Below are 12,847 nucleotides of genomic sequence, written 5' to 3'. Positions count from 1 at the left end.
AGCACACCGGGAGGGTAACGCAGAGTTACACCAGCGGGGGCTCCGGACACTTGCCGGTACCCGCCCCCGCAGTGACCGAAACCATGCCGATCCGCGTCGATACGCCGAACGCAGAGTGCAGAGGAGTGCCCCGGTGAGTCAGCCGGAGATGCAGCCCGAAGGGCCGCCCCGCAAGGAGTCCGGCGCGGGATCCGGTGCAGGCACCGGAACCGAACGGTCCGGTTCGCGCTACGGATCGAGCCCTCGGGACCTGACCGGCCGCGCCTTCCCCCTCGGCGACTGGGGCGACCCGGCCGAGCGGCTCGACGAGCTCTACCGCTGGGTCGAGGCCGGCGCCATGGAGACCGCCGACTGGTATCTGCGTGACCGGGTCCGTAAGCGGCGCACGGCCAGACTGCTCCGGCTCGGCACGGCGGCAGGGGCGGTCGCGGGCGCGGCCCTCCCGCTGCTCGATCTGACCGGGCAGCTGCACGGGGCGGCCGGCTGGGGCTATCTGTCGCTGCTGCTGGGCGCCGCGTGCATGGCGTGCGACCGGTACTTCGGCCTGACCTCCGGCTGGATAAGGAATCTCGCGACGGCTCAGGCCGTGCAGCGGCGCCTGCAGGTGCTGCAGTTCGACTGGTCCTCCGAGTGCGTCCGGGAGGTGCTCGGGCCCACGGAGGGGACCGCCAGCGAGGCCGCGGAGCGGTGCCTGGGTGTCCTGCGCCGGTTCTCGGAGGACGTCACCGAACTCGTCCGCACGGAGACGGCGGACTGGATGGTGGAGTTCCGGGCCGGGCCGGCGCCCATGGGGATGCAGTCACTGCTGTCGGGCGGACCCGGTGGCCGGCCCGAGCCGTCACCCGGCCGGTTCACGATGCCCGCGGCGGTCCGGCCGAACATGCCGCGCCAGCGCCCGCCGGACGCACCCCGCTGAAGCCGCCGGAAGCCGGTGGCCGCCCCGCCGAAGGAGCGGGACGGCCGTCGGGAGCGGTACGGGATCAGCTGAAGATGATCATCGATCCCTGCGCGAGGCTGCGGGTGGCCGCCGCGTGCAGGCCGAGCCAGACGTGCCGCTCCCGGGAGAAGGGACTCCCGTCGTACGGGACGGGGGCGGCCGGTTCCTCCAGCGAGGTCGGGCCGGCGGGCGGGAGAGGGGCGGCAGGCGGGTTGGCCGGGTCGATGCCGAGGGACGGCGCGACGAGCTCCAGCTCCCGCAACAGGCCGTGGGAGGAACCCAGCGGGCCGCTGCCTTCCAGGAGCTGGTCGCCGGAGAGCGGACGGGCGAAGTCCACCGGGACGTACGCTCCGGCGTGGTCGTAGTGCCAGACCAGGTGCGACTCCTGCGCGCTCTGCTCGAACATCTCCAGCAACTGCTCGTAGTCCCCGCCCAGTTCGTCGACGGGCGTGACGGCGAGACCGCTCAGCTGGAGCAGGTAGGCGCGGCGCAGGAAGTGCAGGGCGTCGTAGTCGAAGCCGGCCACCGGGGCGACGTCCCCGGTGAGTCCCGGCATGTAGGCGTAGACGGGCACGGGCGGCAGGCCCGCCTCGGTCAACGCCTTGTCGTAGACGGCGATCTCTTCGGCGAACGGGTTGTCGGGGCTGTGGCACAGCACATCGACGAGGGGGACCAGCCACAGGTCACAGGCCACGAATGCTCGCTCTCCAACGGGTTCGTGCGATGGTCGGAACAGCGTAATGCGGCCGGGACCCCGCGCACAGTGCGCGGGCGCTCAGCCGTGGCCCGGGTGCGGGGGGTCGCCCGCGGCCAGCCGGTCCGCCCAGCTCAGCCCGTGCGCGTAGTAGGCGTCCAGCACCGCGCGTACGGCGGGTCCGTCGGCGGCCGTGATCGCCGCGACCAGCTCCTGGTGGCCGTTCCACAGCCAGTCGCACACATCGGCGTCCCCGCGCAGGTACGGGACGGAGAACGCCCAGGACTGCATGCGCAGCCGCTGCAGGAAGTCGTTGATGTAGGTGTTGCCGATGACCACGCCGAGCTCCCGCCAGAACCTCAGGTCGTAGCCGATGAGGATGTCGAGGTCGCCGCTGCGGGCGGCCCGCGCGGCCTCCTCCGCCCGACGGCGTACGGATACGAGGGCGGCCTGTCGGGCGCCGATCACGGCGGACGCCGAACCGGTCCCGTCGAAGACCTTCCGGAACACCCCGTCGATGACCAGGGAGCGCGCCTCCACCATCGACCGGTAGTCGGCGACGGTGTACTCGCGGACCCGGAAGCCGCGGTGCTGGTCGGATTCGAGGAGCCCCTGCGCGGAAAGGTCGAAGAGCGCTTCACGGACGGGCGTCGCGGACACCCCGTACTGCTCGGCGATCTGCTTGACGGTGAAGGCCACCCGGGGCCGCAGACGCCCCGCGAGCACCTCGTCACGCAGCGCGTCGGCGATCTGCTGACGCAGGGTACTGCGGGTCACACCTGCGCCCACACCCATGACGCCCCCTCCCGTTCTCGGCTCCGGTCACCATAAGCCAGGGCATCTGCCCTGTTCCGGGCACGGGGGAGGGCGTCGTGTCCGGGGTCCGCCTACACGGTGTGTTCGTCGGCGACCGAGAGGGCCGCGTCCAGGGCCGCGAGGCCCTCCTTCGCCTCGGCCTCGGTGATGTTGCAGGCGGGGACGACGTGGGTGCGGTTCATGTTGATGAAGGGCCAGAGGCCGTTCTTCCTGCAGGCCGCGCCGAAGGCCGCCATCGGCGCGTTGGCCTCGCCGGTCGCGTTGTACGGGACCAGCGGCTCGCGGGTCTCCCTGTCGCGCACCAGCTCCAGCGCCCAGAACGCGCCGAGTCCCCGCACCTCGCCGACGGACGGATGGCGCTCGGCGAGCTCGCGCAGGCCGGGGCCGAGGATGTGCTCGCCGAGGTGTGCGGCGCTCTCGACGGTCTTCTCCTCCTCCATGACCTCGATCGTGGCGACGGCGGCGGCGCAGGCCAGCGGATGACCGGAGTAGGTGAGTCCGCCGGGGTAGGGACGGGACTCGAACGTGGCGGCGATCTCGGCGCTGATGGCGACGCCGCCGAGCGGCACGTAACCGGAGTTGACGCCCTTCGCGAACGTCATCAGGTCCGGTACGACGTCATGGTGGTCGGCGGCGAACCAGGCCCCGGTGCGACCGAATCCGGCCATCACCTCGTCCAGCACGAACACGATCCCGTGCCGGTCGCAGATCTCGCGGACCCCCGCGAGATAACCGGGCGGCGGCGTCATGATGCCCGCCGTGCCGGGGATCGTCTCCAGGACGACGGCGGCGACGGTCGCCGGACCCTCGAAGGCGATCGTGTCCTCGAGGTGCTGGAGCGCGCGGGCGCACTCCTCGGCCTCGGTCTCCGCGTAGAAGGGCGAGCGGTAGAGGAACGGCGCCCAGAAGCGGACGACACCCGCGGAGCCGGTGTCGGAGGCCCAGCGGCGGGGGTCCCCGGTGAGGTTGATCGCGGCGGCGGTGGCCCCGTGGTACGAACGGTAGGCGGAGAGCACCTTCTGGCGCCCGGTGTGCACCCGGGCCATGCGGACGGCGTTCTCGACGGCCTCGGCACCACCGTTGGTGAAGAAGATCTTGTCCAGGTCGCCGGGGGTGCGCCCGGCGATGAGCCGGGCGGCCTCGGAGCGCGCCTCGATGGCGAACGCGGGCGCGAACGTGGTGAGTTTCGCGGCCTGTTCCTGGATCGCGGCGACGACGGTGGGGTGCTGGTAGCCGATGTTGGTGAAGACGAGACCACTGGTGAAGTCCAGATAGCGGTTGCCGTCGTAATCCCAGAAGTACGCCCCCTCGGCGCCGGCGACGGCGAGCGGGTCGATCAGGCCCTGGGCGGACCATGAGTGGAACACGTGCGCGCGGTCGGCGGCCTTCACGGCCGCACCCGCCGCGGAGTCGACGTACGGGGGGCGAGGGGCATCGGGGCTCATACGACGAGCGTATGCGGCGGGTCCGGGCGTCCTCCATGGCCACTGTGTACGGCGTGGGCCGCCCGGCTCGGCAGGATGTCGGGTCCCGTCAGGAACCGGACGTACCGATTGACAGGATGCTGCCCTCATGACAGCCTTCTGTCATAAGGTCCCTGTGGAACCACCGGAGGTCGCCATGCCCGGCACGACCGTTCACCTGGCCGTCTACGACACCTTCGCCGACTGGGAGCCCGGCTTCGCCACGGCCCAGCTCGCCCGGCACGGTCACACCGTGCGCACCGTCGGCCCCACCACCGCGCCCGTCACCACCATGGGCGGGATGCGCGTCCAGCCCGATCTCGCGCTCGGTGACCTGACCCCCGGTGACAGCGAGCTGCTCATCCTCACCGGCGCCTCCCTCTGGGACACCGGTGACGTCCTCGCGCCCTTCGCCCGTACGGCGCGGACCTTCCTGGAGGCGGGTGTGCCCGTCGCCGCCATCTGCGGGGCGACCGCGGGGCTGGCCCGTGAAGGGCTGCTCGACGACCGCACCCACACGAGCGCGGTGTCGTTCTACCTCGCCGCCACCGGTTACAAAGGCGGCGCGCGCTACGTGGAGGCCGACGCGGTGACCGACGCCGGCGGGGACACGGCCTCCGGCGGGGCGTCGTGCGGCGCTCTCGTCACGGCGGGGCCGACCGAGCCGGTCGCCTTCGCGCGCGAGATCTTCGGACTGCTCGGGGTGTTCGAGCCGAAAAAACTGGACGCCTGGTACCGGCTCTTCCACGACTCGGACCCGAGCGCGTACGAGGTGCTCGAAGGATGAGCGCCGCGAACGCCTCGGACGACGAGGACCAGGACCGCTTCAGCCGCACCGCCCTCGGGGTGTTCCGGCTCAACGGCCGGTTCCTGTCCGTCGCCGAGGAGCTGGCCGGGCCCGCGGGGCTCACGGCGGCCCGGTGGCAGGTCCTCGGCGCGGTCCTGACCGAGCCGCTCCCCGTGTCGGGGATCGCCCGCGCGATGGGCATCACCCGGCAGAGCGTGCAGAGGATCGCCGATCTGCTGGTGGACCAGGGCCTTGCCGAGTACGTCGCGAACCCGGCACATCGGCGGGCCAAGCTGCTCCGGCCCACCGTGGAGGGCCGGGCCGCGGTGAGCCGGATCGACCCCGCCCACGCGGAGTTCGCGGCGCGGCTGGCCGAGGAGCTGGGCGAGGAGCAGTTCGCACGGACCGTCCAGGTGCTGGAGCGGCTCGCGGCCGCCATGGACACCCTGACGTCCCCGGCCGTTCAGCCGCCGGAGTCCACCGAGGGCTGAGGACCGCCTTCCGGCGCCAGCCGTCCAGCGGGGCGGGACAGGCCACACCGTGCTGTCCCGGGCCGAGCAGCGACAGGCCGACGCGGCTCACGCCGCGAGGTCCACCGCCCGGAAGGCCAGCCACAGGTCGTACCGCGCACTCGGCGTCCGGAGCAGCGAACGGCGCAGCAGGGCCTCGAGCCGGGTGAGGCGCTTACGCGCACCCGGCACGGAGATGCCCAGTTCGGCGGCGGCCGGGCTCAGTCGGGCCTCGCAGCGCAGCCACGTCCGCAGGGTCTCCTCGCCCATCGGTCCGGCCCGGTCGAGGAGCCGGAGCTGCTGGGCGGCCCAGTCCTGTACGCCTGAGGCGCGCAGGACGGTGTCGAGGCCCTCGGACGGCGCGGGTCCCACGGAGTGGGAGCGGTGCGGCATCGGGGTGGCCCTGATCCGGAGGGCCAGGTCGACGGCCGCCTGGTCCGCGACCTGGTGCAGGTCCAGTCCGAGCAGTTCGCCGACGAGTCTCAGCCGGGCGGCCAGGGTGTTGCGGTGGATCTTCAGGTGCTCGGTCGCGTGGGAGGAGAACGCCAGCCAGGACGCGACGGTCGCCGACAGCTCCTGACTGCCGGGGTCCTGCGAGCGGTGCGGGAGATGCGCGAGGAGGGGCGCGAGCAGCGCGTCCGCCCACCGCGCACCGGCGGCGCCGACGAGCAGCGCGGGCTCCGTGACGGCTCCGAATCCGGCGTGGCGTCCCGGGAGACCACGGGCGACGGCGAGGGCGTGGAACGCCTGCTGGTAGGCGGTGGCCGTGTCGGGGAGCCGCACCTCCTCGCTGACGCCCACGACGCAGTCGTCCACGAGCCCGGCGACGGCCAGGCCGAGCGTGCGGTCGTCCGAGGGGCCCTCCGCCTCCGCTTCCTCGTCCGCCGGCACGATCAGGATCAGATGACGGGCGTACACCGGGCAGCGCACGATCCAGGCCCGGCCGCCTGAGGCGTGCGTACAGATACGGGCCACCTCGTCCCGCTGCCCGCCGGCGCACTCGACGACGCAGACACGTACGGGGTCGGGGAGCTTCGGCCGCAGGGCGCCCGCCACCTGGTGCGCGATGGAGAGCTGGCCCGTCATCAGCAGATGCAGCACGGCCTCGCGCCCCCGGGACTCCGCGAGGTCCACCCGCCGTCGCTTGCGTTCGACGCTCTCCGACGCCCAGGCCAGGGCCAGCGGCATCACCGCGTCGGCCATCAGGGTGGTCAGTCCCGCGGGCAGCGGCTTGGGCGCGACGAGTGCGAGGACCGGGCCGTCGGTCCCGGGGGTCCGGTCGAGGGGAAGGAGCAGCGCCGCGCACGCGCCGGTGTCGAGGGAGTACGCGCCCGCACCCCGGGCCGTCAGCTCCCGCGTGGCCCGGGCGGCGAGACCGGCCGCCTCGTGGCCCGGCCACCGGACGTTCCCGGCCACGGCCTGGAGCACCGTGCCGTCCCCGCCCAGGATCCCGGCCCAGCCCTCCGCCCGGCGGGCCAGCCTGCGCAGCAGCTCCGGCGAACCGCCGGTCCGTGCCAGCCGGTACATCAGCAGTACGTCGTCGGCCCGTTCCCGCGCACGCACGTGTCCCGCTCCTCCCCGAAACCGGAGTGCAGAGTACCGGTCCGGCTGTGCGGTGTGATACCCGGCGGAGCCCACACCGTGCGAACTGAATCTCCCGGCCCGCCGCCCCGTCCCCATAGAGTCCCCAGCGTGTTCCGGGACGCCCGGGGGACGCCGGGGGACGCCGGGGACGTGGCAACGTGCCGGATCCGGGGCCCGAGGACGTCGGGGGACGTCCGCACGGCGCGGCGGCAGCGGCCCACGGGGGTGGTCGCTGTCGTCGGCCGCGGCTCGAGGGCCGCGACGGACCCCGCCCGGAGGACCACTCACCCCGGCAACGTCGTCGTCTCCCCCACGGCGGCGAGCAGCCAGATCGGGAACTCCGGATCGGCCTGCCCCACCGCGAGACCGAGCCACCGCGTACCCCCGGGCACACGCCAGACCTGCATGCTGCCCGCCAGATTGCAGAGCTGCCCCACCGGTTGCGGGGCGACGCCCGCGCCCTCCTCGTCCCGCTCCAGGTACGGCCAGAGGTCGACGGTCTCCGGCTCGCCCCACCGCTCGCTCAACGCGGTGGCCAGGGCGCTGAATTCGGTCTCGATCTCCAGCTCGGCAGGTTCGACGGTCTCGGGGGACCGGTCGTCCCAGAAGTCCCGGCTCGCCCGCAGGATCAGCAGGTGGTGTCCGGGGCCGCTGCTGCGCACACCGCTGCCGTCGCGCTCCTCCTCCGCCGGGTAGGGCAGGGTGAGGGTGCTGTCGATCAGGGCGAGGCGGTCCTCCGTGGTGGCGGGCGGGGTGCCGTCGCTGTCCGTGTTCATGAGGGCGATCCTGCCAACCGACCCCGCCGGACGACGCATCGGGGGCGCGCCCGGCCGTGGCGGGGCGCGCCCCCTTCTCCCCGGGTGGGGCGGGTTCAGCAGCTCAGGTTCGAGCCGGGCGTGGTGCCGAGGAGCTGGACGAACGCCTGGTACTTGTCGATGCGGCTCTGGACCTGGGCGGGGTTGCCACCGTTGCACTCGATGCTGCCGTTGATGGACCGGATGGTCTCGCCGAAGCCGGCGCCGTTGACGATGGCGTTGTGGGGCGTCATGGTGCCGGGGCCCGACTGGGTGTTCCAGTACCAGAGGCCGGTCTTCCAGGCCACGGCCGCGTTCTGCTCCACCTGCCAGGGGTTGCCGAGCAGATCGATGCCGAGTGCGTCACCGGCGGCCTTGTAGTTGAAGTTCCAGCTGAGCTGGATCGGGCCACGGCCGTAGTAGGCCGCCTGTCCGGCCGGGCAGCCGTAGGGCTGACCGGTGTCGCAGTAGTGCGGGTAGTTCGCGGTGTTCTGCTCGACGATGTGCACCAGTCCACCGGTCTCGTGACTGACGTTGGCGAGGAACGCCGCCGCCTCCCGCTTCTTCACCGTGTCGCTGCCGGTGTCGGCGAATCCGGGGTAGGCGCTCAGGGCCGCGGTCAGGCCGCTGTAGGTGTAGAAGGAATTCCGGCTCGGGAACATCTGGTTGAACTGGGACTCGCTCACGACGAAGCCCGAGGGGTCCGGATCTCCCGGGTCGGTCTCGCCGCCGGAGCCACAGCTGCCCTGGTCGGCCCACACGTCGGCGGTGCCGGGCCGCTCGTTCTGGGTCCACCACTTCGCGGACCAGTTGTGCCCGTTGTACGAGGCGGAGCCGCCGCCCCAGTAGACGGCGGAGGCGCTCCAGGCCGGGGCGCAGGCGGCGGCCGATGCCGTGGAGACGGGGAGAAGGACGAACGTAGCGATGACCGCGCCCAGCGCGGCGATCAGACTGATGACACGTTTGGCCACGTGATCACTCCTTCGGCGCGGCGCTCGCGCCGAGCGTGCGCCGCCATGGGGGGTGCGACCACTCAAGCGCCGATGGTCTGAACCTGTCAAGGTCTAGACCAGAACTCACCCAGCGGCGCCCCTCCCCCAACTCCGCCTTCTCATACGGGCCTTGAACGGCGGACGAACTTCACCGGAAGGAATCCGGAGGCTCTCCTACCCCTCGCCCCCCGGTCGTACGGTGACGCCATCCGGCACACCGCACGCCCGAGGGAGCGCGAGAACCATGGAGTGGTTGTTCAGCCCCGAGAACGTCATCGCCATCCTCTCCGCCGGCCTGGGCGTCCTCACCTCGGCGGGCGTGCTCTGGTACGAACGCCGCGTCCCGCGCCGCAAGCGCATCGGTTACCGCGTGCAGATGGACACCCCGATAGGCAGCGAAGTCAGCCAGGGCCGGGCCAATGTGCGGCTCGGGCTCTTCAACGAGACCGCGGACATGGCCGACGCCACGCTCGTCCTGCTGCGCATCGAGAACGACGGCTCGCAGTCGATCGGTGACGAGGACTACACCGGGCGCGGTGAACTCAACGGTCTCACCGCCGAGTTCACGGGCCGTACCGTCCGCGGCATCGCCGTCACCCATTCACCGGACGCCGACCACCTGATGGACCACTTCACCCCGGCGGCCGGGCTGCGTCACGACGGCTCGATCATCCGGCTGCCGCGTGTCCCGCTCAACCGCAACGAGCACTTCAAGCTCCTGGTCCTGCTCACCGGGTCCCACGTGGGCGGACCGATCAAGATCACCGGAGGCATCCGGGACGGTGTCGTGGCGCGGAACAAGGCCGCCCGCCCCGACGAGAAGCCCCCGCTGTTCGGCCCGGCGGCCAGGGTCATCACCGTCGCCCTCACCGCCTGCGTCGTCACGCTCGCCGGCATCATCGTCGTACGGGACGACTCCCCGCCCCCGATGGACTGCGCCAAGGGCACGCTCACGGTCACCGGCTCCACCGCCTTCCGGCCGGTCCTGGACGAGCTGAAGCACGAGTACGAGGAAGAGTGCGAGGGCTCCGAGATCATCGTCGAAACCCATGGCAGCAACGCCGGGGTGCGGAAGCTCGACGCCCTGGGCGCCAAGGCGGGATCGGCCGGCTCCCCCGCCATGATCGCCCTGTCCGACGGCCGCAGGCCGGCCGCACTCACCGATCTGCACGAGAAGCCGGTCGCGCTCTCCCTGTTCTCCCTCGTCGTCAACGACACCGTGCCGTTCACCGACCTCTCCCTCGACCAGATCAGACGGATCTACCGCGGCGAGATACGCAACTGGAACCAGGTCGAGGGCGGCCCCGACCAGGAGATCCGGCTCGTCAGCCGGGACGCCAACTCCGGAACCCGCGAGGTGTTCCAGCGCCGCGTCCTCGATGCCAACGAGCTCGCCACGTCCTCGCGTGACTGTTCCACCAAGGACTACGCCGACGCACCGGTCCTGCGCTGCGAACTCGACGGCACGGACCAGGTCCTGGCCGAGGTCGCCGAGCTGGACGGCGCGATCGGCTACACCGAACTGCGGAACGGCGAAGTGCGTGAGGGAGCGCACCGGATAGCCATCGACGGCGCCACCCCGTCCGTCGACACGATCGACACCGACGACTACCCGTACCAGGAGATCGAGTACGCGTACACCTACGGGTCGCCCCCCGCGGACTCCCTGGTGGCCGGCTTCCTGAACTACCTGGACAACTACGGCGAGGAGATCATGCGCGCCAACGGCCACCTGCCGTGCGCGACGCCGAAGGGGATGCGGCTCTGCGGGGAGGGCTGGGCCCCACCGCAGTAGGGGGCGCGGACCGCACCCTGCGGCAGTCCCCCTGACGGGCGCCCGCACCACCCCTGGCACCAGCGACGGCCGGACCTTCCACGGGGGAAGGTCCGGCCGTCGCGCCGAGAGATCTCCTACAGGAAGGAGTTGATCTCGATCGTCTCGGTACGGCCGGGGCCGACACCGATCGCGGAGATCGGGGCGCCGGACATCTCCTCCAGCGCCTTCACGTACGCCTGCGCGTTCTTCGGCAGGTCGCCGAAGGTCTTGGCCTTCGTGATGTCCTCGGACCAGCCCGGCAGCATCTCGTAGACCGGCTTCGCGTGGTGGAAGTCCGTCTGGCTGTACGGGAGCTCCTCGACGCGCTTGCCGTCGATCTCGTACGCCACGCACACCGGGATCTGCTCCCAGCCGGTCAGTACGTCCAGCTTGGTGAGGAAGAAGTCGGTGAGGCCGTTGACCCGGGTCGCGTACCGCGCGATCGGGGCGTCGAACCAGCCGCAGCGGCGGTCACGGCCGGTGGTGACTCCGCGCTCGCCGCCGATCCGGCGCAGCGCCTCGCCGTCCTCGTCGAGAAGTTCCGTCGGGAAGGGTCCGGCACCGACGCGGGTGGTGTAGGCCTTGAGGATGCCGATGACCCGGCTGATCTTCGTCGGTCCCACACCAGATCCGGTGCAGGCGCCGCCCGCGGTCGGATTCGACGAGGTGACGAAGGGGTACGTGCCGTGGTCGACGTCCAGCAGGGTGCCCTGACCGCCCTCGAAGAGGACGACCTTGCCCTCGTCGATGGCGTCGTTCAGGATCAGCGTCGTGTCGGCGACGTACGGCTTGATCTGCTCCGCGTACTGGAGCATCTCCTCGACGATCTTGCCGGACTCGATCGCGCGCCGGTTGAAGACCTTGGCCAGGAGCTGGTTCTTCTGCTCCAGCGCCGCCTCGACCTTCTGCTCCAGGATCGACTCGTCGTAGAGGTCCTGGACGCGGATGCCCACCCGGTTGATCTTGTCGGCGTAGGTCGGGCCGATACCGCGCCCGGTGGTGCCGATCTTGCGCTTCCCGAGGAAGCGTTCCGTCACCTTGTCGACGGTGACGTTGTACGGAGTGATCAAATGAGCGTTGCCGCTGATCAGGAGCTTGGACGTGTCGACGCCTCGCTCGTTCAGACCGCTCAGCTCGGAGAGCAGGACCGCCGGGTCGACGACGACACCGTTACCGATGACCGGGGTACACCCCGGCGACAGGATTCCGGAGGGGAGGAGATGCAGTGCGTACTTCTGGTCGCCTACGACAACCGTGTGGCCGGCATTGTTGCCGCCCTGGTAACGCACCACATAGTCAACGGATCCACCGAGGAGGTCGGTGGCCTTCCCCTTGCCCTCGTCACCCCACTGAGCACCGAGCAGCACAAGTGCGGGCACAGGCGTACACCCCTTCCGGGCGGGGCATGTCCAAGGTCAGGGGGCGTACGTAAAGGTCGTACCTGCCGCACGACGATGTACGGCAAAGCCTGAGCCGTCGAACCGGGTGCCCCGGAATAGACGAAGCCCCTGGCGCAATAGCGCAAGGGGCTCTTGCACCAAGATGCTACCCGAGGAAGGACCGAGGTGTCGGCTGCAGAGCCCCCCGGCGACGGCGACCACCAGCTACTCGTGCTCATCGACCCCCTTGCCCGCCGCTACGACGGCGAGTCCGTGCGCATCGCGAAGGACGTGCTGAGCGCCGGCGCGCACGCCAAGATCTGCTTCGCGGACGGTCCGGACGACTTCGCCAAGGCACTGTCCCGGCGGGGCTCCAGGCGTCCGGTCGTCGTCGGCGACGACCACGCGCTGCTGCGCGCCGTGTCCCAGCTCCACCGGGAGCGGGAGCTCTCCGACTGTGTGCTCTCCCTGATCCCGGTCGGCGCGGCGCGCACACTGGAACTCAGCTACGCGCTCGGCGTGCCCCCGGGCGCGGTGGCGGCGGCGCGCACGGCGCTCGACGGAGCCACACGCCGACTGGACCTCCTGGTCGACGACAGTGACGGAGTCGTCCTCGGCGAGCTGCGCATCCCGGCGGCCAGGCCCTCACCGGGCCCGCCCCACACAGTCTGGGACCACTGCCGCTCCCTGGTGGCCTCGCTGGTCCGCCCCGCCCCGCCCGCGCCGGGCCCTTCCCGCGCCCACCGGCTGCGGGTCGAGGCCGACGGGGTCCTGCTGAACGACCTGGACCGGCCGGTCGACGGCGTCTCGGTGGCCGCCCAGGGCGACGGCGGTCTGGCCGACGTGGTGATCCACACGACCTCCGGAGAGACGCACACGGCGGAGGCCAAGGCTGTCACGGTCTCCGGCCCGGACTTCCGCTACCGCGCGGACATACGGACCGCGGGCCCCGTCAGGACCCGTACATGGACGGTACGGGCGGGTGCCTGGGGGCTGGTGCTGCCTGGGCGGGCCTGATGGCCGTCACTCAGGACAGCGTGGGGAACCGGTCCCGGTCCCGCCGACGTCCTGACGCA

The 12,847-nt window shown here is 71.5% G+C and carries 12 protein-coding genes; 5 read left to right on the top strand and 7 right to left on the bottom strand.

Translation table 11 applies throughout. The features are described from left to right. Nucleotides 1-133 precede the first annotated feature (133 nt). Nucleotides 134-916 carry an SLATT domain-containing protein gene (locus ACFYSH_RS26525; protein WP_359476852.1) on the top strand — a complete coding sequence of 261 codons (783 nt, stop codon included), beginning with the start codon at nt 134-136 and terminating at the stop codon, nt 914-916. 64 nt (nt 917-980) lie between these two features. Here ACFYSH_RS26525 and ACFYSH_RS26520 read toward each other — a convergent pair whose 3' ends face one another. From ACFYSH_RS26520 to ACFYSH_RS26510, 3 genes are all read right to left on the bottom strand, one after another. Then, on the bottom strand, nt 981-1,631 hold the full coding sequence (locus ACFYSH_RS26520; RefSeq protein WP_359476855.1) for a hypothetical protein: 651 nt from the start codon (nt 1,629-1,631) through the stop codon (nt 981-983). Nucleotides 1,632-1,712: 81 nt separating this feature from the next. After that, nucleotides 1,713-2,426: a GntR family transcriptional regulator gene (locus ACFYSH_RS26515; RefSeq protein WP_388755842.1), complete on the bottom strand. Its 714-nt coding sequence runs from the start codon at nt 2,424-2,426 to the stop codon at nt 1,713-1,715. Nucleotides 2,427-2,518: 92 nt separating this feature from the next. After that, the gene (locus ACFYSH_RS26510; protein WP_359476861.1) at nt 2,519-3,892 is read right to left on the bottom strand and encodes an aspartate aminotransferase family protein; all 1,374 of its coding nucleotides are present in this window, start codon (nt 3,890-3,892) and stop codon (nt 2,519-2,521) included. A gap of 175 nt (nt 3,893-4,067) precedes the next feature. On the opposite strand from ACFYSH_RS26510, the gene ACFYSH_RS26505 reads away from it, so the two are divergent. Next, nucleotides 4,068-4,697, top strand: a complete 630-nt coding sequence (locus tag ACFYSH_RS26505; RefSeq protein WP_359476864.1) for a DJ-1/PfpI family protein — start codon at nt 4,068-4,070, stop codon at nt 4,695-4,697. Continuing rightward, the gene (locus ACFYSH_RS26500) at nt 4,694-5,188 is read left to right on the top strand and encodes a MarR family winged helix-turn-helix transcriptional regulator (RefSeq protein ID WP_359476867.1); all 495 of its coding nucleotides are present in this window, start codon (nt 4,694-4,696) and stop codon (nt 5,186-5,188) included. Before ACFYSH_RS26505 ends, ACFYSH_RS26500 begins: the two co-directional genes overlap by 4 nt. Nucleotides 5,189-5,275: 87 nt before the next feature. Here the strand turns inward: ACFYSH_RS26500 and ACFYSH_RS26495 are convergent, their stop codons facing one another. The 3 genes from ACFYSH_RS26495 to ACFYSH_RS26485 all read right to left on the bottom strand — a co-directional run bounded on the left by ACFYSH_RS26495 (nt 5,276) and on the right by ACFYSH_RS26485 (nt 8,555). Next, nucleotides 5,276-6,733 carry a helix-turn-helix domain-containing protein gene (locus tag ACFYSH_RS26495; RefSeq protein WP_388755978.1) on the bottom strand — a complete coding sequence of 486 codons (1,458 nt, stop codon included), beginning with the start codon at nt 6,731-6,733 and terminating at the stop codon, nt 5,276-5,278. A 341-nt stretch (nt 6,734-7,074) separates the two neighbouring features. Then, the gene (locus ACFYSH_RS26490; protein WP_359476870.1) at nt 7,075-7,566 is read right to left on the bottom strand and encodes a hypothetical protein; all 492 of its coding nucleotides are present in this window, start codon (nt 7,564-7,566) and stop codon (nt 7,075-7,077) included. A gap of 95 nt (nt 7,567-7,661) precedes the next feature. Then, nucleotides 7,662-8,555, bottom strand: coding sequence for a glycoside hydrolase family 19 protein (locus ACFYSH_RS26485; protein ID WP_359476873.1), 894 nt, complete (start codon nt 8,553-8,555; stop codon nt 7,662-7,664). A 265-nt stretch (nt 8,556-8,820) separates the two neighbouring features. Between ACFYSH_RS26485 and ACFYSH_RS26480 the strand changes: the two genes are divergently transcribed. Further along, the gene (locus ACFYSH_RS26480) at nt 8,821-10,371 is read left to right on the top strand and encodes a substrate-binding domain-containing protein (RefSeq protein WP_359476876.1); all 1,551 of its coding nucleotides are present in this window, start codon (nt 8,821-8,823) and stop codon (nt 10,369-10,371) included. Nucleotides 10,372-10,487: 116 nt separating this feature from the next. On the opposite strand, the gene ACFYSH_RS26475 is transcribed toward ACFYSH_RS26480, so the two are convergent. After that, entirely contained in the window at nt 10,488-11,771 is a 1,284-nt protein-coding gene (locus ACFYSH_RS26475) for an adenylosuccinate synthase (protein WP_359476878.1), read from the bottom strand. A 186-nt stretch (nt 11,772-11,957) separates the two neighbouring features. Here ACFYSH_RS26475 and ACFYSH_RS26470 point away from each other — a divergent pair, with 186 nt between their 5' ends. Beyond that, nucleotides 11,958-12,788, top strand: a complete 831-nt coding sequence (locus ACFYSH_RS26470; RefSeq protein ID WP_359476881.1) for a diacylglycerol kinase — start codon at nt 11,958-11,960, stop codon at nt 12,786-12,788. Nucleotides 12,789-12,847 lie beyond the last annotated feature (59 nt).

It is taken from the genome of Streptomyces sp. NPDC005791 (assembly GCF_042871485.1).
Taxonomy (GTDB): domain Bacteria; phylum Actinomycetota; class Actinomycetes; order Streptomycetales; family Streptomycetaceae; genus Streptomyces.
Note: the sequence above shows the minus strand (reverse complement) of the source record. Positions and strands in the feature narration are given on the sequence as shown.

Bases quoted from the DNA above. Each gene is read 5' to 3' on its own strand.
- ACFYSH_RS26495 (WP_388755978.1), bottom strand. From the start codon at position 6,733: ATGTACCGGCTGGCACGGACCGGCGGTTCGCCGGAGCTGCTGCGCAGG.
- ACFYSH_RS26480 (WP_359476876.1), top strand. From the start codon at position 8,821: ATGGAGTGGTTGTTCAGCCCCGAGAACGTCATCGCCATCCTCTCCGCC.
- ACFYSH_RS26515 (WP_388755842.1), bottom strand. From the start codon at position 2,426: ATGGGTGTGGGCGCAGGTGTGACCCGCAGTACCCTGCGTCAGCAGATC.
- ACFYSH_RS26510 (WP_359476861.1), bottom strand. From the start codon at position 3,892: ATGAGCCCCGATGCCCCTCGCCCCCCGTACGTCGACTCCGCGGCGGGT.
- ACFYSH_RS26505 (WP_359476864.1), top strand. From the start codon at position 4,068: ATGCCCGGCACGACCGTTCACCTGGCCGTCTACGACACCTTCGCCGAC.
- ACFYSH_RS26500 (WP_359476867.1), top strand. From the start codon at position 4,694: ATGAGCGCCGCGAACGCCTCGGACGACGAGGACCAGGACCGCTTCAGC.
- ACFYSH_RS26490 (WP_359476870.1), bottom strand. From the start codon at position 7,566: ATGAACACGGACAGCGACGGCACCCCGCCCGCCACCACGGAGGACCGC.